This window comes from Streptomyces sp. NPDC051677, from assembly GCF_044453465.1.
Taxonomy (GTDB): domain Bacteria; phylum Actinomycetota; class Actinomycetes; order Streptomycetales; family Streptomycetaceae; genus Streptomyces.
The window spans coordinates 249,040-272,844 of sequence record NZ_JBITCT010000004.1; the positions used below are offsets into that span (position 1 = coordinate 249,040).

Genomic DNA, 23,805 nt, shown 5'->3' on the forward strand with positions numbered 1-23,805 from the left:
GAGCGGCATACGCCCCCGCGGAGCGGCCCTACAGGATCACCGCGCCGGGGCGGTGGTTCCCCGTACGACGAGGGAGGGGGCGAGGACGCTCTCGCGGGGCGCGCCACGGCCCTGGTCGAGGCGCTCCACGGCGGCTGCCACGGCCCGACGGGCCTGCTCTTCGGCGTTCTGACTGACCGTGGTGAGGTTGAAGCAGCTCAGCCGGGACAACGTGTCGTCGTCGTAGCCGACGACGGAGACGGCGCCGGGGACATCGACCCCGGCCCCCCGGAAGGCGGTGAGCAGGCCGATGGCGCTGCGGTCGTTGTAGGCCGCCACGGCGCTGGGCAGCTCGCCCGCGTCGAGGAGCTGCCGGCCCGCCTTTTCTCCGGCTTCCTCGGTGTGGTCCCCGCGGAGGGTCCTGATCTGCCCATCGAGACCGTGACGGCGCATGGCGCCCCGGTATCCGCGCCGCCGGTCGGTGGCGATGACGCCCTTGCCGCCGTCGACGTACGCGATCGCGCGGTGACCGAGGCCGACCAGGTGGTCGACGATCTGGCCGACGCCGTCGTCGTCGGCGCTGCGCACGACGTCGAGATCGGCCCCGGTGATCCGGCGGCCCACCGAGATGACAGGCGCCCTGCGGTCGAGGTCGGCGAGGACGGACGCGGGGGCCACCGGACCGAGGAGGATCAGCGCCTCGCAGCGGAAGGCCAGGAGCGTCTCGACGGCCGTGCTCTCGTCGCGGGTCCGGGTCTGGGTGCTCAGGACGAGGTCATAGCCGACCTCCCCGGCGGCCGTGTACAGGTGCTCGACCAGCTCGGCATGGAAGGGGCTGTGGACGTCGATCATGACGCCGAGCAGGCGGCTTCGCCGGCTGGCCAGAGCGCTGGCGGTGCGGTCGGGCCGGTAGCCGAGATCGGCGGCCGCCTTCAGCACCCGCTGCCGGGTGCGCTCGCTGGGGCCGGGCACGCCCCGCAGCACCAGCGACACCGACGCCGTCGATACGCCGACGCGCGCGGCGACGTCCTCCAGCCGGGGGCGCGGCGCCGGGCCGTCGCCCCTCGCGGCGGCAGCGGGGCCGAGCTCGTCCACACGACCTCCCGTGGTTTCGCGACAACACCCTTGACATCTACGCGTGACGCCGCTGATAGTACCAGCACTTAAAACGCTTTAAGAATGTCTTGCGCCCTCACTAACCGCAGCGCGTGACGCGCCGGAGAGGAAACATCATGAGCACAAGGCCGATCGGGGTGGCGGTCATCGGAGCCGGCATGGCAGGCCGAGCCCATCTCAACGGTTACCGGCAGGCCGCGACGCTGTACGAGGCCGGTCTGCCGGAGGTGCGCCTGGTCGCCGTGGCCGACGCCCACGAGCCGTTCGCCCTGGACGCCGCCCGCCGCTACGGCTACGAGCGGGCCGAGACCGACTGGCGGGCGATCGTCGAGGCCGAGGACGTCGACGCGGTCAGCGTCGTGGTCGCCAACCATCTGCACCGCGAGATCGTCGAAGCCCTGCTGGCGGCGGGCAAGCACGTGCTGTGCGAGAAGCCGCTCGCGCCGTCCGTGGCCGACGCGCAGGCCATGGTCGCGGCGGCCGAGGGCACCGGCCTGGTGGCCGCGACAGGCTTCACCTTCCGCCGCTCCCCCGCCGTCAACGCGATCCGGCATCAGGTGCGGGACGGCTCGCTCGGGCCGGTCCAGCACTTCAACGGGCACTACTGGTGCGACTACGGGCACAACCCGGACGCCCCGATCAGCTGGCGCTACCGGGGGCGTCCCGGCTCGGGTGCGCTGTCCGACATCGGCAGCCACCTCATCGATCTCGGCGAGTACTTCTGCGGGCCGGTGCGAAGCGTGCAGGGCGCCGTGCTGTCCACCCAGGTCCACGAGCGGCCCGTGCCGCTGGGCGCCGCGGTGGGACACTCGGCCGACGTGGCCGTGAGTGAGGAGCGCGAGCCCGTCGAGAACGACGACATCGCCACGTTCACCGCTGCCTTCGCCTCCGGCGCCGTCGGCACGTTCTCCGTGTCGCGCATCGCCCGCGGGCTGGCCAACTCGCTCGGCTTCGAGGTGTTCGCGAAGAGCGGCGCCGCGACCTTCGAGCTGTCGCGCCCGGCGGAGTTCACCATCGCCGACTCGGCGGCCTCCGACCCCGTGGACGGCTACCGGCGGGTGGTGGTCGGCCCCGGCCACCCCTACGTCGCCGGCGGCCTGCCCATGGACTTCCCCAGCGTCGGCCACGGCCAGCACGAGTTCTTCGTCTGGCAGGCCCGGGCCTTCCTGGAGCAGATCGCGGGCCTGGACCGGCTGCCGTCCTGCCCCACCCTCGCCGACGGACTGCACAACCTGCGCGTCATCGACGCGATCGTCGCCTCCGCCGACGCCGGCGGGGAGGCCGTCACCGTGCAGTGACCCCGACCTGCCCTGCCCCTCCTCCATGGAAGAACTGAGGAAACACACGATGAAGCTGGGCCTCTACAACGCGATCCTGCACGACCGGCCGCTTCCGGAAGCGATCAAGGTCGTCGCCGACCTGGGCCTGACCGGCATCGAGATCAACACCGGTGGTTTCCTGCCGCCCGTGCACGTGCCGGCCTTCGACGACATCCTCGTCAGCGACACCGCCCGGGACGACTTCCTCGCTCTCTTCGAAGGCACCGGCGTCTCCATCGCGGGCCTCAACGCCAACGGCAACCCGCTGCACCCGAACCCGGCCATCGGCGAGCGGCACGCCGAGGACGTCCGTCGCTCCATCCGCCTGGCCGAGCGGCTCGGACAGCACCGCGTCGTGACCATGTCGGGCCTGCCCGGCGGCGAGCCGGGCTCCTCCCGCCCGAACTGGATCGTCAACGCGTGGAACTCCGCGGCCCTGGACGTGCTGGACCACCAGTGGAAGATCGCCGCGGACTTCTGGCGCGAGACCGACCGGCTCGCCCGTGACCACGACGTCAAGGTCGCCCTGGAGCTGCACCCGCAGAACGTCGTGTTCAACTCCGCGAGCGTGCACAAGCTCATCGACCTGACCGGCGCGACCCACGTGGGCGTGGAGCTGGACGCCTCGCACCTGTTCTGGCAGCAGATGGACCCCGTCGCGGTCGTCCGCCACCTCGGCGAGCTCGTCTTCCACGCCGCCGCCAAGGACGTCCGCGTCAACCGCGAGCACGCCGCCCTCAACGGGGTGCTCGACAACAGCTTCCGACGGCTGTCGCCCGACGAGCCGCGCACCAACCTCGGCGGCGACGAGTGGGCCAACGCCTGGCCCAAGGCGTCCGCCTGGGACTTCGTCGCCCTCGGCAAGGGCCACGACGTCGCCTACTGGACCGAGTTCCTGCGCGCCCTCCATGAGGTCGACCCGGACATGCTGGTCAACATCGAGCACGAGGACACCGAACTCGGCCGTGTCGAGGGCGTCGCCGTGGCCGCCGAAGTCCTCAAAGCAGCCGACGCGGCACTGCAGGAGTCGCTGCGGCCGTGATCGTCTGGCCCGACTGCCCCTACGAGGGCCGGGTCGTCCTCGTCACGGAAGCCGGCGTCGGCATCGGCCGGCGCACCCGCTGCCCCGCAGACCCCCGGGGAAAGGGGATCGGCTCCGGCGGCCCTCGTGCCGCCGGAGCCGTTGACACCAAGGAGCATCCTCATGAAGATCGCCCTCGACCCGTACATGATTCGCCACCTCCCTCTGCTCGAACTGCCCGCTGTGGTGGCCGAGTTGGGCTACGAGTGGATCGAGCTCTCGCCGCGCGAGGACTTCATCCCGTTCTTCCGTCACCCCCGCGTCGACGACGGCACGGTCGCGAAGTTCCGCAAGGCCCTGGACTCCGCCGGCGTCGGCGTCTCCTCCGTCCTTCCGCTGTTCCGCTGGTCCGGCCCGGACGAGGACGCCCGGCAGGCCGCCGTACGGTACTGGAAGCGCTCCATCCAGATTGCCTCGGACCTCGGCGTGGACAGCATGATCTCCGAGTTCAACGGCCGTCCCGAGGACCCGGACCGCAGTGAGGCCCAGTTCTGGAAGTCCCTGGACGAACTGCTGCCGCTGTTCGAACGCGAGGGCGTCAAACTCACCCTGGAGCCACATCCGGACGACTTCATCGAGAACGGCTACGACGCGGTCAACCTCGTCCGCGGCATCAACCACCCCAACGTCAGCTTCCTGTACTGCGCTCCGCACACCTTCCACATCGGCAACGACGCCCCGGGCATCGTCAGGTACGCGGGCGACCTGCTCACCCACGTCCACCTCGCGGACTGCTTCGACCACACGGCGTCCTCGGGCAACCGCTACATCCTCAACCCGCCCGGCGCCACGGCCCGCGTCCACCAGCACCTGAACATGGGCGAGGGCGAGGTCGACTTCGACGAGCTCTTCCGCGCACTCAAGGCCAACGGCTTCGACGGCACCCTCACCGCCTGCGTGTTCGCCTGGGAGGAGAAGGCGAAGGAGTCCTCCGTGTTCATGCGGGAGAAGATCGGCGAATACCTGGCTCCCTGGAAGTGACCGGTTGGAAATGAACCGGCCGGCCCTCAGCACCGGCCGGCTCCGACGACGGCCCCCGCGTACGGAACACCCGCTCGCCGTCGGGATCAGCGGGTGCGGATCCAGACGGTCTTCTCGACCGGGCGGCCGGGGGCGAGCTCGACCCACAGTCCGCGGCCGAGCAGGACGGACTCCCCCCGAGGCTCCCCCTGGGGCTCGCCCTGGTCGGACACGGCGCACGGCGGGTCGGTGGGGAGCTCGTGCGCGCGGACGGTCAGGGCCAGGGCCAGGACGAGGCCGGCCTGTGCGGTCAGGGTGTACTCGGCGGGCCGGCCGAGATCAGCCGTGCCCGCCGTCACCAGCGCGGCCGCGACGCCGGCTGCGCTCCAGGCGGCGTAGAAGGAGGCGAAAACGCTCCGGCCGTAGTGGCGTTCGACGGCCGCGGCCCGGGTGTTCGCCGACACGTCGATGCAGCCCAGCGCCATGCCGAACAACCCGTAGGACACCGCGGTCACGGCCTGGTCGGGAGCCCAGCCGATCAGCAGCAGAGCCGTGGCGGCGGCCACGACGGCGGCCCGCATGGCGGCCACCAGTCCCAGCCGTCGGATCACGGCCAGTCCGGCGAAGCTGCCTACGCCCGCGCTCAACGCGACGGCCACCACGAGCACGGTCATCGTCAGCGGAGAGAGCGAGAGACGCTCCTTGACGACAGGCACCGCGGTGGACACCGCGGCCACCGCCGCTCCCTGGGCGGCGAACACCGTCGCCACGGTCCGTCGCGCCGGCGCAAGCGGGCTCCGGCGCACGGATCTGCGCCGGGCCGGGGTCTGAAGAGGTGCGGTCATGGTCGGCCTCGGTTTCTTGCGCTCTCGCACCGGTGCCCCCTGCGTCATGGAGGGCAAGCCGGGACAGCCCTGAGGCGGGCGGGTTTCCGCACAAGCCAGGGAGGGCGGAGAGGCCGTGTGCAGCGCGTCAGAGGCCGAAATGGGGGCTCCGGCGGCCACGCGGGCGACACGCGGGGGCGGGCTGCTTACAGTGAAGCGAGAAACGCCCTGGTGAGAGGGAACGCGATGCCTGATGCCGCCGCTCCGGCCAGTTCTCCGGGAACGAGCCGCAGCACCTCGGCCACCATCGCGCCGAACATCCTCCGCTACCTCGCCCGGGTCGCCGCGGAGCACGGCGTCGACCTGCAACCGCTGCTGACCCGGGTCGGGCTGGACCCGACGGTGATGGGCTCCGCCGCGCTGCGGGTCTCCTACCGGCAGGGCAGTGACGTCATCCGCCGGGCGGTGGAGCTGACCGGGGACGAGCACCTGGGGCTGCGCGTGGGCGCGGCGCAGCACCTCACCGCGTGGGGACTGCTCGGCTTCGCCATGATGGCCGCCGGCACCCATCAGGAGGCCATCGAGACCGGCGTGCGCTATCAGAACCTTTCCGGGGCGATGACGGTGTGGTCGGCCGACTGGGAGGACGTCGGCTATGTGTTGCGCGCCGATCTGCCGGACCCCGCACTGGATCCGACGGTCGGCGTCTTCCTGATCGAGGAGGCGTACTCCAGCGTCGTCACCCTCACCCGGCTGAGCGTCGGCGCCGCATTCGCCCCGCAGGCCGTCGAGTTCGCCTTCCCCGCCCCGCGGGACACGCGCCCGTTCGACGAGCTCTTCCGCTGCCCGCTGCGCTTCGACGCCCCCGGCAACCGCATGGTGATCCCCGCTCGGTGGGCCCGCGCGGCCATGCCTGGGCGGGACCCCATCACCTACGCCTCGGTGCTGGAGGTGCTGGAGAGGGAGACGGCGTCCCGGCGCGACCAGCAGGACCTGCTCGAGGTGCTGGAGATCTCCATCGCGCAGAGCCTTCCGGCCGTGCCCTCGTTCCCCGAGCAGGCCCGCAGGCACGCGTCCAGCGAGCGCACCCTGCGCCGTCGCCTGGCCGAGTGCGGCACCACCTACGAGGCGATCGTCGACGGGGTACGCCGTGAGCAGGTCGAACAGCTGCTACGACGGCCGGAACTGACGCTCCGCGAGATCACCCGCCAGGCGGGGTTCGCCGACGTGAGCGCTCTCCGGCGGGCGGTGCGTCGGTGGCACGGGGCGACCCCGCTCGAGCTGCGCACCGGACTCCTGGCACGGGAGGCGCCCGCCGGGGACGCCCGCGGCCGCTGACCCGTGCCCGTGCCCGTGCCGGTGCCGGTGCCGGTGCGCCTATGGTCGGCGACTGTGCGCGTGGGCTTCGGCGAGCAGGAGGTAGGCGGCGGCGGTCCAGGTGTAGGCGCGGTCGCGCAGGCCCGTGCCGGTGAGGGCGTCGAAGTTCTCGGCGAAGCCGTGGGTCTCGCACAGGCGGCGGAAGCGGGCGCTGATCTCGTCGGCCAGACGGTGGTGTCCGGCGCGGCGCAGACCGTCCTCGACGAGGACGGTGGCGGGCGCCCAGATCGGGCCGCGCCAGTAGCCGTCGGGGCGGTAGTGCGGCGAGGCGGGCAGTTCGGTGGCCAGGCCGTACGGGGTCAGGTGGGCCTCGATCCGGGTGGCCAGGGTTTTCGCGATGTTCTCGGGCAGGTGCTCGCCCAGCGCGATGGGCATCAGGTCGAGGAGGCTCTCGCTGCCCCAGGTGTCGCCGCTCTCGGCGCCCCGGGCGACGAACCGGTCCCCCGTCCACAGTTCGTCGACCATGGCCGCCTGGGTCTGCTCGGCGGTGCGGGTCCAGCCTCGCGCCTCTTCGGCACGGCCGAGTTCCGTTGCCAGCGCGGCGAGTTCGTGCAGTTGCAGGACGAGGAACGCGGCGAGGTCGGCGGTGACGACCGCGCGTTCGGGGTCGAAGGTCGTGGCGTTGTCCCAGCCGCTGTCGTTGCCGTGCTGGTAGTGCGGCAGGGCGGCGTCCGGTGCGCAGCGCACGGTGAGCCAGAAGTCCGTCCAGCGTCTCAACCGGTCGTAGGCGTCGGCGAGTTCGGCGCGATCGAGGGGTTCCGGCAGGCGTCTGCGCAGGTGGGCCAGGGTCCAGCCGTGGATGGGGGGTTTGACGAAGTTGTGCAGGACCTCCGAGTGGGTCACCGAGTCGGGCAGGCCCCCGCTGTCGTCCTGGTGGTCGAACGGCAGGGAGAACTGGTCCCAGGCCAGCGCCGGCGCTCCGGGCGCCAGGGCGAGGGCGTTGAAGCAGTGGTCCCAGCTCCAGACCTTGTCCATCCAGTGCTTGGACATCAGCACCGCCGGCCGGGTGACCAGGCCCGCCGGGCGGACCGTCGCCGACCACAGGACGTACACGGCGAGTTCGGCGGCCGGGGTGTGCACGGAGCGCCAGGGGGCCACCGCGTCGGCGAAGGCGGCGAAGGCCTGCTCCGCCGAGGCCACGACCTCGCCGAACGCCGTCCGGGCGCGGTAGGGACGGCGCGCGCTGTCGAACTCCTCGACGACGACCTCCCAGCCGCCCTCCGCAGCCGCAGCCGCGTCCCCGTCCCCGTCCCCGTCCCCGTCCCCGTCCGCGTCCGCGTCCGCGGTGATCGTGAGCCCGCGGTCGGCCTCGCCCAGGGCCTGGCTGCCGACGACGTCCACGACGCCGGACAGGACGGTGACCCGGTAGCGGCGGCCGGTCTCGTACGAGGTGAACACCCAGGCGCCGGCGGCCGGGTCGCGGAAGAAGTACGTGCCGGTGAAGGGCGTCAGGGCGCGGGCCGCCGCGGTGATGCTCAGGCCGAGCCCCGTCCCGCGCAGACGCACGGTGTCGGGCGACTCGTAGGCGAGGTCGACGCGTCCGCTCCCGTGGGACCAGCTCAGCAGGCTCGGGGTCGCCGTGATGCGGGTCTCGGCCCGGCCGCCCGTCGCCGGTTCGAGGGGGACGAGGCGCAGGACGGGGTGCATGCCGTTCTGGTGGGAGACCAGGTGGAGGTCGTCGGCGTACGTGCCCTGCGCCAGCACCGGGGAGAGGTCGAACCAGGATCCGTGCGTGCTGAACGGGATGTCGTGGAGGGAGAAGGCCGGGCCGGGGCGGGCGGCGGTCATGAAAGGGCTACTCGTTTCTTCAGCGGGAACGGCTCTTCGGCGGGATCGGCTCTTCGGCGGGAACGGCGCTTCATGGGGGCGCGTGGTCGGTCAGTCCTTCACGGCTCCGGCGGTCACTCCGGCGGCGACGTAGCGCTGAGCGAGGACGAGGATGACCGCGGCCGGCAGCGAGGCCACGACGGCGGTCGCCATGATCGCGTTCCACTCCTGGTTGTTGTTGCCGATGTAGTGGTAGATGCCGAGGGTGATCGGCTCGTGCGCGCCGCCGCCCGCGAGGGTGCTGGCGAAGACGAAGTCGGACCAGGACCACAGGAACGCGAACAGCGACACGGTGACGACGGCGTTGCGGCTCATCGGCAGCACGATCGAGCGGAACGTGCGCAGGGGCCCGGCCCCGTCGGTCTTCGCGGCCTGGAGCAGCTCCTCCGGGATGCCGGACATGAACGCGGTGAAGATCAGCACCGCGAAGGGGACGGCCAGCGTGGAGTCCGCGACGATCAGCCCGGGCACCGACTGGAGCAGCCCGAGGCTGAGGTAGATGGCGTAGAAGCCCATCGCCATGATGATGCCGGGGATCATCTGCGCGACCAGGAGGAGGAAGCTGACGACGCCGCCGCCGCGTGGCCGCAGTTTGGCGAGCGCGTAGCCGGCGGGTGCGGCCAGCGCCACGGTGAGGGCGACGGTGCCCAGGCCGATGACGAGACTGGTGCCGAGGTAGGGCAACTGCTGGTCCAGGACGGCCCGGTAGCCCTCCAGCGTGCCGTGCACGGGGAACAGGTCGGGCGGGCTCTTGCGCATGTCCTGTTCCCGGGTGAAGGACACGTTGAGCATCCAGTAGACCGGGAAGAGCATGATCGCGGTGAGGAGAAGGCCGACGGCCGTCTTCCACCAGGTACGGCCGGGGCGGTTCATGGCGGGCGCGGTCATGACAGTGCCTGCTTTCGCTGGACCCTCAGATACACCAGTCCGAAGACGAGAGCGGCGACGACGAGCAGGTTGCCGACGGCCGCGCCGGGGCCGAAGGCGGGCAGCAGGTTGCCGAAGCCGAGCTGGTAGGACCAGGTGGCGAAGGTGATGGACGAGTCCGCCGGGCCGCCCTTGGTCATGATCCAGATGATGTCGAAGACCTTGAGCGTGTAGACCAGGCCGAGCAGCAGGGTGATGGCGGACACCGGGCGCAGCAGTGGGAAGGTGATGCTCCAGAAGCGCCGCCAGGCGCCCGCGCCGTCGAGGGCGGCCGCCTCGTACAGGCTGGCGGGGACGGACTGCAGACCGCTGTAGAGCACGACGAGGTTGAACGGGACGCCGATCCAGATGTTGGCGACGATCACCGAGGTCAGCGACCAGGACGGCGAGGTCAGCCAGTTCACCGGGCCGATGCCGACGGCGTGCAGGACGGCGTTGACGATGCCCGAGTCGCTGTTGAGCATCCACGACCAGGTGGACGCCGACACGATCAGCGGCAGCAGCCACGGCACGAGGAACAGGGCGCGCAGGGTCGCCGACAGCCGGAAGTGCTGGTTGAAGAAGACGGCGAGGGCCAGGCCGAGGGCGTACTGGAAGAACAGGCAGACAGCGGTGAAGACGACGGTGTGCGTCAGGGCCGGCCCGAAGGTCGGGTCCTTCAAGACGGTGTCGAAGTTCTTCAGGCCGATGAACGGCGCGTCGCCCCGGACGAACGAGCGGACGGTGTAGTCGCGCAGGCTCAGGTCGAGGTTGCGGTAGAGGGGATAGGCGTAGAAGAGGGCGAGGTAGAGGGTGACCGGGGCGAGGAAGGCCCAGGCGGCCCACTGCTGGGAGGTCGGGCGACGGCGGGGCGTGCGGCGGGCCGGGGGCGGGGCGGCGGCGGCCGCCCCCTTCCGGTCCGGCCCGGTCCGGCGGTCCGGCGGGTAGGTCGTCTGCTTCATCGGTCGCCCGTCACTTGACCGCGGACTGGGCCGAAGTGAGCGCGTCCTTGGGGGACTTGGCGCCGCTGAGGGCGGACTGGACCGCCTTCCACAGCTGCTCGGAGATCTTGGGGTACTTGGTGCCGAGGTCGTCGCTGGTGCGGCCCTTGGCCGCCTTGACCGCCGCGACCCAGGGCTGGAGCTCGGCGTTCGCCGCGACCTGCTTGTTCTGGACCTCGGCGGTGGGGGCCACGTAGGACAGCGTGGTGTCGGTGGCGTAGAGGTTCTCCGTGCTGGTCAGGCAGGTCACCAGCTTCTGCGTGGTGGCGTAGCGGCCGGTGTCGCCCTGGACCGGGACGGTGACGAACTCGCCGCCGGTCGGGGCCGCCGCGTTGCCGCCGCCGGACGCCGGGATCGGCAGCACCCCGTAGTCGAAGCCGGCCTTCTCGGCGTTCGCGAGCTGCCAGGTGCCGTTCTCGGCGAAGGCGTAGTCGCCGCTCGCGAACTCCTGCCAACTGGTGGTCTGGGTGTTGTTGATCACCGAGTTGGGTGCGTAGCCCCGCTTCAGCCAGTCGGTCCACAGGGACAGTGCCGAGGCGCCCGCGGTGGAGTCGAGTGCGGTGAGCTTCGCGCCCGAGCCCCAGAACCACGGCAGGAACTGGAAGCTGCCCTCCTCGGTGCCGATCGCGGAGAAGGTGATGCCCTTCTTGCCCGCCTTCTTGACCTTGTCCAGGGCCGCCGTCAGCGACGTCCAGTCCTTGACCGAGGCGATGTCGACGCCCGCCGCCTTGAGGACCGCCTTGTTGTAGTAGAGAGCGAGGGTGTTGGCGCCGATGGGCGTGCCGTACGTCTTGTCGCCCGACTGTCCGGCCGCGAGCAGGTTGGGGTCGACCTTCGAGGTGTCCAGCTTGTTGTCTGCGGTGGTGGTGAGGACGCCGGCCTCGGCCAGGGTCGACACCACGGGGTTGTCGACGATGAGCACGTCCGGCGAGTTGTCCTGCTGTGCGGCCAGGAGCACCTTGTTGGTCAGGTCGCTGGTGTCGAAGGCCGTCCGCTTGACGGTGACGCCCGCCTTGCTGCCGCAGGCGTCGAGCAGCTTCGCCCACGCCGAGTCCTTGGCGAACTGCGGGTACGGGTCCCAGATGGTGTACGTGCCGCTGTCGTCGCCCTTCGCGGAGGAGCTGCCGCCGGAGGAGCAGGCGGTGGCGCCGGTGGCGAGGGCTGCGACGGTCAGGGCCACGGCGGTGATCCGCCGTCCGGTGGTTCTGTTCATGGGGCGTTCCTTCGGGTTTTCGGCATGTTTTTCAGCATTTTTCGACATGGGCATGCCGAAGAAGCGGAGAGAGGAGAGGCGAGAGAGAAGGCGAATGAGACGGACGGGAGGGAACGGGCGGGAGAGAACTGGCGGGAGAGAACTGGCTGGAGAGGAGGAGCCGCGAGGCGTCAGCCGTTGGCCGCGGGGGCCGGGGCGGGCCCGGTGCTGGCGCGCAGGGAGATGGGCGGGGCGAGGAGGTGGTGGCGAGGTGAGGCGTCGGGGTGGTCGAGCCGCTCGACGAGCAGTTCGACGGCGAGTCGCCCCAACTGCTCGGCCGGCACGTCCGCCGCGGTGAGCTGCGGGGTCACCGTCTCCGCCCACCGGCCGGCCACGACCCCGGTGACGGAGAAGTCGCGTGGCACGTGCCGGCCGGCCACCGACAGCCCCCGGTACAGACCGCCGAGCGCGGCCTCGTTCAGGGTGACCAGCGCCGTGGTGGCCGGGTCCTCGTGGAGGATCCGCTCCAGGCACTCCTGCCCGGAGGGAGCGTCGTCGCCGCAGGAGTACGTCCGCACGGTGAGCCCGCGCTCGGCCGCGGCTTTCGTGAAGCCGTCGAGGCCGCGGTGCGCCGACTCGTAGCCGGCCCGCAGCAGGTGCTCGGGCCGGTTCACGAAGGCGATCCGGCGGTGCCCCAGGTCGGCGAGGTGGTTGACGCAGGCAGCCGCCAGCGCGGTGTGGTCGAGGCCGACCCACCAGTCACCGTCCGAGCTGGCCGTGCGGCCGATGCAGACGGCGGGAAAGTTCTCCTCCCCCAGGTGGTCGACGCGGTCGTCCTGGAGCCTGATCTCCATGAGGATCGCGCCGTCGACCCGCCGCTCGGCCAGCAGCCGCTGGAACGAACGATCGCTGTCCACGCCGCTCGGGGAGAGCAGCACGTCGTAGTCGTAGGCCGCGGCGGCCTCCACCACGCTGCCGATGAAGTCGAGCTGCATGCCCGTGTAGTGGTTCCCGGCCGGCGGGAAGACCAGGCCGATGGTGCTGGTCCGGCCGTTGGCCAGGGCACGCGCGCTGGCGTTGGGCCGATAGCCCAGCTCGTCGATCACCTGCTGGATCTTGCGCCGGGTCTCCTCCGACACCGCCCGCTTGCCGCTCAGCGCGTAGGACACGGTGCTCCGCGAGACACCGGCCTGCTTGGCGATCTCACCGATGTTCACGGGACTCCTTCGTCGATTTCTTCCGGTTCGTCTGGTTCGTCTGGTTCATCGAGCCAATCGAACCGGTTCGCGTGCGCACCGATCGTCGAACCGGTTCGCGTGAAGGGAAGTTAGAAGCGACGGAAGCCGCTGTCAATGGCTTGCGCAGATTTCCAGGTGACTGCCGCCCAATCCTGGTCGAGGGTATTGCTGGCCCCATTTCGGGGGTGCTAGCTTCCGGCACGCATTCTTCGAACCGGTTCGACTCCCATGACGGATCACCTCACGGAGACCTCAGTGCGACGCACCCGCAGCAGAACCAGAGCCGGCGTCGGCGCCACCGCCGCGCTCGCCGCCCTGCTCACCGTCCCCGCCGCCACCGGCACGGCCCGCGCGGCGGAACCCGAACAGCTCACCATCGACCTCGGCACCGACACCGGCGCCTTCCACGGCGGCGCCTCCGGCTCGCTCTACGGCGTCTACGGCGACGGCGTGCCCAGCCGCAACGTCCTCGAGGGCATGCACGTCCGCACGGTGTCGACGAAGGCCCAGGACGGCCCCCAGCACCCGGGCGCGGACGCCCTGGAGATGCTGCCGCCGTTCGTGGACTCCGGCGGCAAGGACGTCTACGTCTACATGACCGACATCTACCGCGGCTTCCCGTACCAGTGGCCGGGCGCGGACGGTCCGGCGCGGCTCGCCGACTTCGAGGCGAAGATCAAGAAGCAGGTCCAGCAGGTCCTGACCATGGGCGACTACAAGGACCACGTCGTCTACGTCCCCTTCAACGAACCCGAAGGGAACATGTTCGGCACGGGCGAGTGGAGCTACAACAGGGTCTCCTGGCTCAACGACCCGCAGTACTACTTCGCGGCGTGGAAGGAGGTCTACCACCTCATCAAGGGCCTGGACCCGGACGCCCGCATCGCCGGCCCGAACACCAGCGTCCTCTACGACCAGGTCAGGGGCTTCCTGCAGTACGCCAAGGCCAACGACGTGGTGCCGGACGTGATGACCTGGCACGAACTGTCGTCGCCCGCCGCGGTCCGCACGAACGTGGCGAAGTACCGGCAGATGGAGAAGGACGTCGGCGTCGGCCCCCTGCCGATCAACGTCAACGAGTACGGCCACAACTACCACCTCTCCGTGCCCGGCCAGGTCGTGCAGTGGGTCTCCGCCATCGAGGAGTCGAAGATCGACGCCGACCTGGCGTACTGGAACATCGACGGCAACCTCAACGACTCGGCCGTGGAGGCCAACAAGGGCAACGGCCAGTGGTGGCTGTTCAACGCCTACGGGCAGCTGTCCGGCCACACCGTGCAGGTGACCGCCCCCCATCCCAACCAGCAGTACACCCTCCAGGGAGTCGCCACCCTCGACGGGGACAAGAGGCAGTCCCGGGCGATCTTCGGCGGCAAGAGCGGCGACGCGGACGTCGTCTTCAAGAACATCGACCCCGAGCTGTTCGGGAAGACCGTGCACGCCACCGTGCAGGAGATCCCCTGGACCGGCCAGGTCGGCGACTCGGCCCAGCCGCTGCGGCTCGCGGACCGGGAGCTGACGGTCGGCGCGGACGGCTCGGTGACCCTGCCGATGACCGGCATGAACGAGATGTCCGCCTACCAGGTGATCCTCTCCCCCGGCGGCCACGGCGGCGTTCCGGCCGAACCGTCCGTGAGCTGGCGGAAGACGTACGAGGCGGAGAACGCCGCGTACACCGGCAGCGGCTACTCCAGGAACGGGCCCGAGGGCACCCCCTCGAACGTCGGCGGGTTCGCCACCTCCGGGACCTACAACGTCGGCGGCCTGCGCACCGGCTCCGACGGCGTGCTCGCCTTCGACGTGGACGTGCCGCAGGACGGCACGTACGACCTCAGCGTGTTCGCCAACTCCTACAACCTGTACGACCTGGTGAAGGAGCAGGGGCCCACCAACGTCTTCCTGCGCGTCGACGGCGCGGACCCGCAGGAACTGCGGCTGCCGCTCGGCTACAAGTGGGTGGTGTGGGGCCACACCGACACCACGGTGAAGCTGACCGCCGGCAGGCACCGCATCACGCTCGCCGCGAAGGACGCAGACCTGGGAGTCACCAAGGGCGACGCCATCATCGACAAGATCGACCTGTCGCTGCGGGACGCGCAGGCGGCCGCGCCGGCGATCTACGAGGCCGAGTACGCCGCCCTCGCGGGAGCGCGGCCCGGCTACACCCGCCGCGGCGCCTCGGGCCCCGGCGCCGTACCACTGGCCAAGGGCGACTCCGCGACCTTCTGGGTGTACTCCCCCGCCGACCGTGAATCGACCGTGTCCGTCGACCACTTGGGCGGCGGCAGGGCGAGCCTCTCCCTCAACGGCGAGCAGCTCGACGTCCCCAAGGTCGGGGGCGACAAGAAGGGCGCCGACCAGGTCCGGATGTTCCTGTCCGGCGGCATCAACAAGATCACCGTCACCGGCGCCGCACGCGAGCTGGTTCTCGACCGGCTGCGGGTCACGCGGGCCGGCGGCGCCTCGGCGACCAAGGTCTACCAGGCGGAGGACGGCACGGTCGGCGGCGCAGCGAAGGTGACCGACGCCTACCCCTTCGCCTCCGGTGGCAAGGCGGTCACCGACATCGGCGACGGCAAGGCCAACGCGCTCACCGTCGACGTCGTCGCCGAGAAGGCCGGACGGCACGCCGTGACCATCCGCTACTCCAACGCCGAACAGGCGCCCGCCACGCACTACAACCCCGACCCGATCGCCCGGCACGCCGACCTCTCGGTCAACGGCGGTCCGGCCCGCCGGGTCCTGTTCCCGACCACCTTCCACTTCGACGACTTCTGGGAGCTGACCGTCCCGGTCACGCTCAAGAAGGGCACGAACCGGCTCACCTTCACCTCGCAGGAGCTGCCCGACTTCAACGGCGACACCTACAACCAGTACGACCAGCGCTCGCCGTACGCGCCGGTCATCGACCGCATCTCCGTCACCCCCCTCGCGCAGAAGCAGTCCTGACGCCTCACCTTTCGGAGCCGCACATGCACGCCCGTTCACCACGTCTGCTGACCAGAACCGCCGTCCTGCTGACGGCCCTGGCGGCGAGTCTGCTGCCCGCCACCGCCTCGCACGCGGCGGACACCTCCGTCACCGTGGACTTCGCCACCGCCGGCGGAGCCCCCTCCTATCACGCCTCGGGAATGATCTACGGGATGACTCCCGACGGGTCGCTGCCGCAGGACCACTTCTTCAAGGACATCAAGTGGCACCTCATGCGGGCCGGCGGAGCCCAGCTCAACAACGGCGGCTACGGCACCAGCCTCGCCGGCTACCAGACCCGCTGGAACTCCACGCTGGCCCAGTACAAGCGGACCGTCGCCCTCGGCGGCACGTTCGTGCTGCTTCCGCACGACCTGTGGGGCGCGGACGCCACGACCACCCAGGGCTGGCCCGGCGACAACGGTGACTGGACCCTGTTCGACAACTTCGTGACCCAGCTCATCAACGACGTCCGCGCCAACGGCATGACCGTCCAGTGGGACCTGTGGAACGAACCCGACGGCAGGAACTTCTGGGGTCCGTCGCAGACCCAGTACCTGCAGATGTGGTCGCGGTTCTACGCCCGCGTCCGCGCCGCGTTCCCGGGCCAGCTCATCGTCGGCCCCAGCACCGCGAGCCAGCCGAACTCCTCCAACGCCTGGTGGACGACGTACCTCACCTACGTCAAGGCCAACAACGTCGCCCCCGACATCTACAGCTGGCACGACGAGCCGGGTGACCCGGTCACCGACGTCGGCCGCGCCAACTCCACCCTCGCCGCAGCCGGGTTGACCAACACCCGCCCCTACCAGATCAACGAGTACGCGACCCTGTCCATGCAGTCCCCGGGCGGCGGCGCCTGGTTCATCGGCCGCCTGGAGCGGGCCGGCGCCGACGGTCTGCGCGGCAACTGGGCCTCGGGCACGAACCTGCACGACTACGAGGCCAACCTGCTGACCAAGAACAGCGCAGGGCAGTACATGCCGCTCGGCGAGTGGTTCATGTACCGCTACTACGGCTCCCAGACCGGCAACATCGTCAACCTGGTCCCGGGCGCCGGCACCGACGGTCTGGCCACCAAGGACAACACCGCCAAGAACGCCAAGATCCTGCTCGGGAGCAGCGGCAACACCGGCACGGTCACCGTGAACCTCACCGGTCTGAACACCACGTCGGTGGTGGAGAACAGCCGGGTCCGGGCGGTCGTCCAACGCGTCCCGTACAACAACGGCGCCGCAGTGGCCGGACCGGAGACGGTCTCCGACACGACGCTGACGGTCAGCGGCAACGCCGCCTCGCTCAGCGTCCCCTGGTCGAACGCCAAGGACGGCTACACCGTCACCCTGCTGCCCCCGTCCAACACCACCGTCTCCACGGTCGCCGTGAGCCAGAACAGCGGGCAGTGCCTGGACGACACCGGCCTCAGCACCGCCGACGGCACGCAGTACCAGCAGTACTACTGCGAGGGCGGCTACCAGCAGATGCTCGACCTCAAGCCGGTCGCCGGCCGGGCGAACACCTACACCGTGGTCGACGAACTCAGCGGCAAGTGCCTGGACGTCGCGGGCGCGTCGACGGCCGACGGCGCAGCCGTCGGCCAGTACGGCTGCAACGGGCAGACCAACCAGATGTTCACGCTCAACCCCGTCTCCGCACTCGGCAACAGCCACGACTACCAGCTCGTGGCCGTGCACAGCGGCAAGTGCGTCGACGTCTCAGGCGTCTCCACCCAGCCGCGGGCCCTGATCCACCAGTGGACCTGCGACCCCGCGAGCGCCCTCGGCACGAAGAAGAACCAGATCTGGCGGCTTCAGGGCAGGGCCTGAGCTACGGCAGACGGGTGTTGAGGCGGGCGGCCTGGCGGGTCAGGTGGTCGCGTTCGGCGAGGTTGGGCGCCTTGCGGGCGGCCTCCGAGTACAGCCGGGCCGCCGTCGCCAGGTCGCCGTCGCGCTCGTGGAGGTAGGCCGCCACCGCGGTGTGCCGGGGCAACGAGTCGTCCAGCGCCGCGGTAGTGCTTGAGCAGCAGGCACTGGCCATCGTGGTTCTCCTCCGTGCTGGTGCGACCCCGTGTGGCCGCGTTCACGGCAGGGACGGAGGGGCCGCGGGTTCTCGACATCGCCGTGCGTTTTTTTCCACGCGCTACGCCGAGTTCGTCAGCGTCGCACAGAGCTTGTCGGAGGGGACGGGGGACTTCCCCAGCTTCTGCTGGACTTCGTCGAGATCGTCGAGGAGAGCGGTGGGGTCCTTCGTGCCGGCGGTCGCGTAGTCGAGGACGGCCCGGTAGAAGGCGGCCGACACGTCGGGGGTCATCGTGTCGGCCGCGCCGAAGCACAGGGTGTAACCGGAGTCCGGCCGGAGCATGCCGGCTATCCGCTGCTGGACGGTGTCGTCGTAGCGGGTGACCTGGCTGTCGGCGGAGAACGCGGAGCCTGCTCCCTGGTTCACCCAGGACTGCTGGGCCTTCGTCTCCGCGAGATAGGCGATGAAGGCCTCGGCGCTCGGGTTGTCGTCGGTGAACATGCCGACGAAGTCCGCCGAGACCTCCAGCCGGCGCGTCGAGGAGGAGGGCACGTAGTCGTGGCTCTGCCCTTTCTTGAACCCCATGGCGGACAGCGCGCCGTGCGCGAGGGAGCAGGTGCGGGGTGTGGTGGCCATGCCCGCGGCGGCCTCGCCGAAGTTGCGGACGGCGGCGCCTTCGACACCGGTCCCCACGAGGTTGCGCCAGGTGGTCCACGCCTGCTTGAGCGGGGGCGAGTTCCATTCCAGGGCGCCCGAGAGCCACTGCTTGTAGGCGTCGCCGTTGCCCTGGGAGAGCAGGATGTCGGCGATCCAGTCGGCGCCGGGCCAGCCGGAGGTGGGGCCGGACTCCAGCCCCAGGCACCAGGTCCCGGTCTTGCGCAGGCCGGCCGGCGAGGGCCGTCCGGTCACCGTGGGGTCGAACCAGACGAGGCTCTTGACGTCCACTTTCACGGGTACCGCGTAGACCTCGCCCCGCACCTTCGCCAGCCCGCGGAACGGCTCCAGATAGGCGTCCGTGGGGACCCGGAGCGGTTGCAGCTTCCTGTCCTTCTCCGCTTCCTGGTCCGCGTACCGGTAGATGGCTCCGACGCTCGGCAGCATGGCGAGGTCGGGCGGCGCGCCGGCCGCCACCGCGGCGTCGAGCTGTTGCGTCAGGGCACGGGTGACCTGCACGTCCACCTGGATGCCGGTGTCGTCCTCGAACGACTTGACGACCGAGTAGAACGCCTGGAACTCGTTGCCGGACCAGGGGATCATGATCGTCACCCGGTCGTGTCCGGGCCCGCCGCCGCAGCCGGCCGCGGCCAGCAGCAGGCCCAGGACCAGGACGCAGTGCGCGAGGCGTGCCGGCAGCGTTCTCCTGGCCGTTCCCCTGACCGTGCTCATGAGCGCGGGAACCTGTACTCGGCGAGGCGGGGACGGTAGCCGAGGTAGGCGAGCGCGGCGGCGGCCGTGAGGAAGCCGAGGGCGAGCGTCGTCGTCAGCCAGTGTCCGATCAGCGGATGCCGGCTCAGCGCCTGGGCGTCGTGCCGGCACAGCAGGCTGGTGACGATCCCGACCGCCGCGGTGGCCGCCAGTGCGACGACCAGCTGCGGGCTGACATGGCGGCGGAAGCGGCGCACGACGATCCGGCCGGTGGCGAGGACGCACAGGAGCATGACGGCCGCGGGTCCCACGAGCAGGGACCAGACGTAGGCGGGGCTCAGCCAGTGCGACTCACGCTGGGCGTCGAGCGCCTGTACCTGCATGTCCTCGAGGTCGGTGAGCGATGCCTTGAGGCCGCCGGTGCCCGGGATGGGGTCGTCCGTCCCGGGTTCCCGCGCGTTCGGGGCGGTCAGGGCCTGCCGGGCGGAGTTCAGGCCGGCCCGGCCGCTGCGCGCGTAGTCGCGCACCGCCGTGTTGGCGAGCTGCACGCAGGTGGTCAACTGGCCCTGGATGAACTGGAATTGGGCCTGCCCTCGGTTTCCGGCGGCGTTGCCCTCGGCCGCCGAGGTGACGAGGGTGTTCACGCGCGCGGTGTCGTTGGCGAACTCCGTGCCCGTGCCGATGAGGGTGACCTGGCCGGTGTCGGCGGCCTTCGCCAGCGCCTTGTCCGCCGACGCGGCCGTGTCACGTGCCTGGACGATGTCCTCGATGGCGCCGCCGGTGCGCCTCGCGGCGGCCAGTTGGTCGGCGGCCCGCGTCGACACCAGCAGATAGAGCAGTGCCGTGGCCAGCACCATGGTGATCACGCCCGCTCTGAGCCAGCGCAGCACCCGCACCGGATGGACCGCCCGGGCCCGCGTTCCCCAGCCGGTCAGCGTCGCCCGCAGGGACCGTCGGGGCTCCGCCGTCGCTGCGCTCATGCGGCGTCCACCGGGGCGCCGTCCGTCGTCGCTTCGTCGAAGCGGTGGCCGCAGTTCTCGCAGAACCTGGCGGAGCGCGCCGAGGTCGTCGCCCCGCAGCGCGGGCAGTCGCGTGTGGACGGGCCGTCGGCGGGCGGGAGTTCGACGGCGTCGACCGGCGGGGCCGCGGTCCTGGTCGATTCGAGGCCCAGTCGTTGCACCTGTCCGCGGGGCGCGTCGCGGCGTACCCGCAGCAGGCCGTCGGGGCCGGTGACCGACACCGAGCGCAGCAGCCCCATGCGCGTGGCGTCCCGCAGCTCCTCGGCGAGTCCCACCGCGATGCGCAGCTCGCGGTCGGCGCGGTCGAAGTCCCTTCGCTGCTGGGCGTCGGCGCAGGCCCGCATGGCCATGCCGAGCTCGTGCTCGTTCTCGACCCGGGTGAGGTCGGCGGACGGCGGGATCCCGAACCCGGGCGTTCCCCGCCGGCGTACGACCATGGCCGCGGGTGCGGAGCACGGCAGGCGGGTGCCGTCGGGCTGTTCGGCGTGCAGGGTGATGCGGGCGGCGCGCAGGTTCTCCTCGACGGTCAGTCTCTCGGGGTCGAAGCGCAGCGACACTTGGTACTGGCGCGTTTCGGGCGACCAGGAGCCGAGCGGGACGTGGATTTCGTCCCCGTGCATCTGACGTGCCGTCAGTTCCGCTTCCACGGGACGTGTCTGGCGTACGAAGCCCAGCTGGAACCGGTCGTTGAGGCGCAGGCCCAGGTAGACGCGGGCCACCACGATCCGCTGCGCCTGCTCCATGATCCGGGTGAAGTCCTGGGTGAGGTCGGACACGGTGACGACGGCCTCGGCGGTGCCGTGCAGCGCCTCCGTGATCCGCAGCAGCTCCGCGTAGTCCCAGTCCTCGCCGAGTCCGCGCGCGTCGCACACGAAGCGGTCGGTGCACGCCTCGAGCACGCTGCCCAGTTGCTGGGGCGTCTCGTGCTCGTCCTTGCCGTCCGTGTAGAGCACCGCGTGGCGCACGGCGCCGGGGGACGTCACCGACGCGAACAGCCGGTCGGCGCAGGCCAGCCACTGCCCGATGGCCGTGCCGCCCTCGGCGAACTGGCCGACGATCCGGCTCTTGGCCTCCTGCCGGGCCGCGGCGTCGACGAGGGCGAGGCCTCCCGTGGTCGGGTAGACGACCTCGGCCTTGTGGCTGCCCGCCACGATGCCCAGGAGCGTCCCGTCCCGCAGGGTGTCGACGGCCGCGCACATCGCGCGTTTGGCTTCGTCCAGCTTGCCGTGGCCCCGCATGGACAGCGACTTGTCCATGATCAGGATCTCGGCGGCCTCCGTCCGCGGGACCGCGTCGGCGACGGACCGGGCCCTGACGGTGACGAGGGCGTCGGCGCGCGTCTCGTCGTAGGCCAGGTCGGACGGCGCGTCCACGTCCACTTCGAAACCGAGCCCTGTTAAGGGCGGGCTGTCCCCCACCGGCACCACCCGACTGTGTCCTCAAGTGTCGCTGCGCGTCCCCTGTTTGTCCCTGCGTAGCGGGTCAGGAGCTTAGCGTGTCGGGTGTGACTCCGAAACGGGTACGACGGGTTCGGCTGCGGCGGCCCTGCCAGCCCCGGGCCGGGACCGGGCGCAGCCGGTTCGCCAGGTCCACCAGGGCGACGTAGGCGCGTTCGGTGGGGGCGTGGGCGCCGAGCCCGCGGACCGCCTCGGACAGCTTCAGCCGGTCGTGGGTGCGCAGGAACTCGGCGTACTGGATCTCGGCGCCGAGGCCGGCGGCCGCGGCGTCGTCCGCGTGGAGGCCGTCCAGCGCCGCCCGGGCCCGGGTCAGGTCGTCCTCGGCGGGCGCGGTGCAGTCCGGCTCGGCGAGGACCGTGACGAGCAGTCGGACGGCGGCGACGCGCGCCTCGCGTTCGTAGCGGAATTCCTCGGTCAGGCGCTCGGCGGTGGCCACCGCTTCCGCGCGCCGGTCGGCCGACAGCAGCACGCGGGCCAGTCCGAAGCCCGCGGGGCCGATCGCCGGGGTGGTGTCGAAGACGGTGCCGTAGTGCGAGCGGGCGGCGTCGCGGTCGTCGCGGAACTCGGCGCACAGGCCGAGCGCGAGCTGCGGGACCAGCTCGCCCGGCAGGGTCCGCCGTACCTCGGTGAAGTGGCCGACGGCTCTGGGCACGTTCTCGCGTGCCAGCGCGATCAGACCGGAGTACCAGGCGTGCAGCCAGTGCCAGTCGGGCAGGTCCGCGCGGGCGAGGGCCTGTGCGGCCCGGGCCGCGTCGCCTCGGCGCAGGGCGAGCCTGCTCTCGGCGAGCGCGTTCCCGGCCGAGTCGCCGACGCGGGGGTCGTCGGGATCGGAGAGGGGGGTGGGGAGCGCCGCCGCCATGTCCTGAGGGCGGGGGCAGGAGAACGGGGCGGGCATGGTCAGCGTCGCGTCGTCGGTCGCGGCCGCCCGCACCCAGTGGTCGAGCGGCCGCGGCGCGCCCAGTCCGCCGTGCAGCGGGTCGGCGATCGAGCCGAACAGCGCCGACGGACGGGCCACCTGGCGACGGGTCGGCGGCGCCGCCACGATCTGCCGGATCACTCCGCTGAGCTGCTCCCCGAACTGCCGCGAGGAAACGAATCTCCGCTCGGGCACGGAGGTGTCCGTGGCGCGATTGAGGAGCAGCATCAGCGAGTCGACTCCGGGGGCGGCGCGATCGGCGCAGTGCGAGCGGCACACCTCCCGCAAGGTCTTCCCGAGCCCGTACAGGTCGAAGCCGGGGGTGGGCTGCAGGTGCTCCGGGTCGCCCTGCGGGGGCGCGTACGGCGCGGTGTACGCGACGATCGGCCCGGGTTCCTCCTGGGACCGCACCGCGCCGAAGTCGATGAGGCGGACCCGGTCGAGCGGCCGGGCGGAGCCCGCGGGGCCCTCCTCCCGGAACCGGATGATGTTCAGGGGCTTGACGTCGCAGTGCAGCAGGCCCCTGGCGTGCAGGTAGTCGAGCGCCTGGAGGATGCGCACACCGTGCGCGAGGAGGATTTCGAGCCGGTCGCCCTCCCGGGCCGAGAGCGGATCTCCCGGGACGTACTCCAGCACCAGGTGCGGCCCCTCGGGCTCGTAGCCCAGGATGCGGACGATGCTGTCGTGCCGGAGTCCGACCAGTATGTCCCGCTCGTGCTCGGCCGTCCTGGCCACCGACCTGTTCAGGACCTTGAGGACCACCTGTGTCTCGAGGTTGCGGTCGTGCGTGAGATAGGCCGCCCCGTAGGCCCCCGAGCCGAGGACGCGCACGACGTCGTAGCGGCCGGCGAGGGTGAGGCGCTGGGGCTGGGCGAAGTCGAAGGCCGTGCCGCAGTGGGGGCAGAATCCCGCGGTCCGGCCCGGCTCGTCGCCGTGGCCCCTGCCGACCGGTTTCCCGCAGACGGGGTTGGCGCAGTAGCGGTGGTCCTCGGGGATCGGGCCCGCCGTGGGGGGCGGTACGTCCGGAGGTTCGGGGGCGTGGTCGGCGTCGATCAGGCCGAGGCCGTACCAGGGGTCGGGGCGCACCTGCGCCACGCCGACGCCGACGGCCGGCGCCGGTCCGGTCGCGGCGGCGGGAGCGGCGGCGGCCTCCTGCGGCAACGGCTGCCGGTCGCACCTCGGGCAGAAGCCCTGCTCGTCGATCTCGCCCAGGCCGCAGTCGGCGCGGTTGCACATCGG

The 23,805-nt window shown here is 71.2% G+C and carries 17 protein-coding genes and 1 pseudogene; 6 read left to right on the plus strand and 12 right to left on the minus strand.

The genetic code is table 11. The annotated features are described in order from the left end of the window. Positions 1-36: 36 nt before the first annotated feature. Positions 37-1,074 (minus strand): LacI family DNA-binding transcriptional regulator, encoded by a 1,038-nt coding sequence (locus ACIBAF_RS06895; RefSeq protein WP_399462068.1) that lies wholly within the window; start codon positions 1,072-1,074, stop codon positions 37-39. 137 nt (positions 1,075-1,211) lie between these two features. Between ACIBAF_RS06895 and ACIBAF_RS06900 the strand changes: the two genes are divergently transcribed. The 3 genes from ACIBAF_RS06900 to ACIBAF_RS06910 all read left to right on the plus strand — a co-directional run bounded on the left by ACIBAF_RS06900 (position 1,212) and on the right by ACIBAF_RS06910 (position 4,476). Continuing rightward, on the plus strand, positions 1,212-2,393 hold the full coding sequence (locus ACIBAF_RS06900; RefSeq protein ID WP_399462069.1) for a Gfo/Idh/MocA family protein: 1,182 nt from the start codon (positions 1,212-1,214) through the stop codon (positions 2,391-2,393). 49 nt (positions 2,394-2,442) lie between these two features. Further along, a complete protein-coding gene (locus tag ACIBAF_RS06905; RefSeq protein ID WP_399462070.1) occupies positions 2,443-3,456 on the plus strand; it encodes a sugar phosphate isomerase/epimerase family protein in 1,014 nt (337 codons plus the stop codon). A 162-nt stretch (positions 3,457-3,618) separates the two neighbouring features. Then, the gene (locus ACIBAF_RS06910; RefSeq protein ID WP_399462071.1) at positions 3,619-4,476 is read left to right on the plus strand and encodes a sugar phosphate isomerase/epimerase family protein; all 858 of its coding nucleotides are present in this window, start codon (positions 3,619-3,621) and stop codon (positions 4,474-4,476) included. 86 nt (positions 4,477-4,562) lie between these two features. Here ACIBAF_RS06910 and ACIBAF_RS06915 read toward each other — a convergent pair whose 3' ends face one another. After that, the gene (locus ACIBAF_RS06915) at positions 4,563-5,348 is read right to left on the minus strand and encodes an MFS transporter (protein WP_399462072.1); all 786 of its coding nucleotides are present in this window, start codon (positions 5,346-5,348) and stop codon (positions 4,563-4,565) included. A gap of 177 nt (positions 5,349-5,525) precedes the next feature. On the opposite strand from ACIBAF_RS06915, the gene ACIBAF_RS06920 reads away from it, so the two are divergent. Then, positions 5,526-6,617 carry an AraC family transcriptional regulator gene (locus tag ACIBAF_RS06920; protein ID WP_399462073.1) on the plus strand — a complete coding sequence of 364 codons (1,092 nt, stop codon included), beginning with the start codon at positions 5,526-5,528 and terminating at the stop codon, positions 6,615-6,617. 39 nt (positions 6,618-6,656) lie between these two features. On the opposite strand, the gene ACIBAF_RS06925 is transcribed toward ACIBAF_RS06920, so the two are convergent. The 5 genes from ACIBAF_RS06925 to ACIBAF_RS06945 all read right to left on the minus strand — a co-directional run bounded on the left by ACIBAF_RS06925 (position 6,657) and on the right by ACIBAF_RS06945 (position 12,799). Next, positions 6,657-8,444, minus strand: a complete 1,788-nt coding sequence (locus tag ACIBAF_RS06925; protein ID WP_399462074.1) for an amylo-alpha-1,6-glucosidase — start codon at positions 8,442-8,444, stop codon at positions 6,657-6,659. Between the two features lie 90 nt (positions 8,445-8,534). Next, positions 8,535-9,356, minus strand: coding sequence for a carbohydrate ABC transporter permease (locus ACIBAF_RS06930; RefSeq protein ID WP_399462118.1), 822 nt, complete (start codon positions 9,354-9,356; stop codon positions 8,535-8,537). An 11-nt stretch (positions 9,357-9,367) separates the two neighbouring features. Further along, a complete protein-coding gene (locus tag ACIBAF_RS06935) occupies positions 9,368-10,351 on the minus strand; it encodes a carbohydrate ABC transporter permease (protein WP_399462075.1) in 984 nt (327 codons plus the stop codon). Positions 10,352-10,361: 10 nt separating this feature from the next. Next, a complete protein-coding gene (locus ACIBAF_RS06940; protein WP_399462076.1) occupies positions 10,362-11,603 on the minus strand; it encodes an extracellular solute-binding protein in 1,242 nt (413 codons plus the stop codon). A 170-nt stretch (positions 11,604-11,773) separates the two neighbouring features. Next, positions 11,774-12,799, minus strand: a complete 1,026-nt coding sequence (locus ACIBAF_RS06945; RefSeq protein WP_399462077.1) for a LacI family DNA-binding transcriptional regulator — start codon at positions 12,797-12,799, stop codon at positions 11,774-11,776. A 276-nt stretch (positions 12,800-13,075) separates the two neighbouring features. On the opposite strand from ACIBAF_RS06945, the gene ACIBAF_RS06950 reads away from it, so the two are divergent. Then, positions 13,076-15,769 carry a cellulosome protein gene (locus ACIBAF_RS06950; RefSeq protein ID WP_399462078.1) on the plus strand — a complete coding sequence of 898 codons (2,694 nt, stop codon included), beginning with the start codon at positions 13,076-13,078 and terminating at the stop codon, positions 15,767-15,769. A 23-nt stretch (positions 15,770-15,792) separates the two neighbouring features. After that, positions 15,793-17,616 carry an RICIN domain-containing protein gene (locus ACIBAF_RS06955; protein WP_399462079.1) on the plus strand — a complete coding sequence of 608 codons (1,824 nt, stop codon included), beginning with the start codon at positions 15,793-15,795 and terminating at the stop codon, positions 17,614-17,616. A 1-nt stretch (position 17,617) separates the two neighbouring features. Here the strand turns inward: ACIBAF_RS06955 and ACIBAF_RS06960 are convergent. The 5 genes and pseudogenes from ACIBAF_RS06960 to ACIBAF_RS06980 all read right to left on the minus strand — a co-directional run. Continuing rightward, a pseudogene (locus ACIBAF_RS06960) lies at positions 17,618-17,797 on the minus strand (RNA polymerase subunit sigma-24); the annotation flags it as partial. Positions 17,798-17,929: 132 nt separating this feature from the next. Then, entirely contained in the window at positions 17,930-19,195 is a 1,266-nt protein-coding gene (locus ACIBAF_RS06965) for an extracellular solute-binding protein (RefSeq protein ID WP_399462080.1), read from the minus strand. Next, positions 19,192-20,154: a hypothetical protein gene (locus ACIBAF_RS06970; protein WP_399462081.1), complete on the minus strand. Its 963-nt coding sequence runs from the start codon at positions 20,152-20,154 to the stop codon at positions 19,192-19,194. The genes ACIBAF_RS06965 and ACIBAF_RS06970 overlap by 4 nt, the downstream gene beginning before the upstream one ends. Further along, the gene (locus ACIBAF_RS06975; RefSeq protein WP_399462082.1) at positions 20,151-21,566 is read right to left on the minus strand and encodes a VWA domain-containing protein; all 1,416 of its coding nucleotides are present in this window, start codon (positions 21,564-21,566) and stop codon (positions 20,151-20,153) included. The genes ACIBAF_RS06970 and ACIBAF_RS06975 overlap by 4 nt, the downstream gene beginning before the upstream one ends. Before the next feature lie 109 nt (positions 21,567-21,675). After that, the gene (locus ACIBAF_RS06980; RefSeq protein WP_399462119.1) at positions 21,676-23,802 is read right to left on the minus strand and encodes a tetratricopeptide repeat protein; all 2,127 of its coding nucleotides are present in this window, start codon (positions 23,800-23,802) and stop codon (positions 21,676-21,678) included. Between the last annotated feature and the right edge of the window lie 3 nt (positions 23,803-23,805).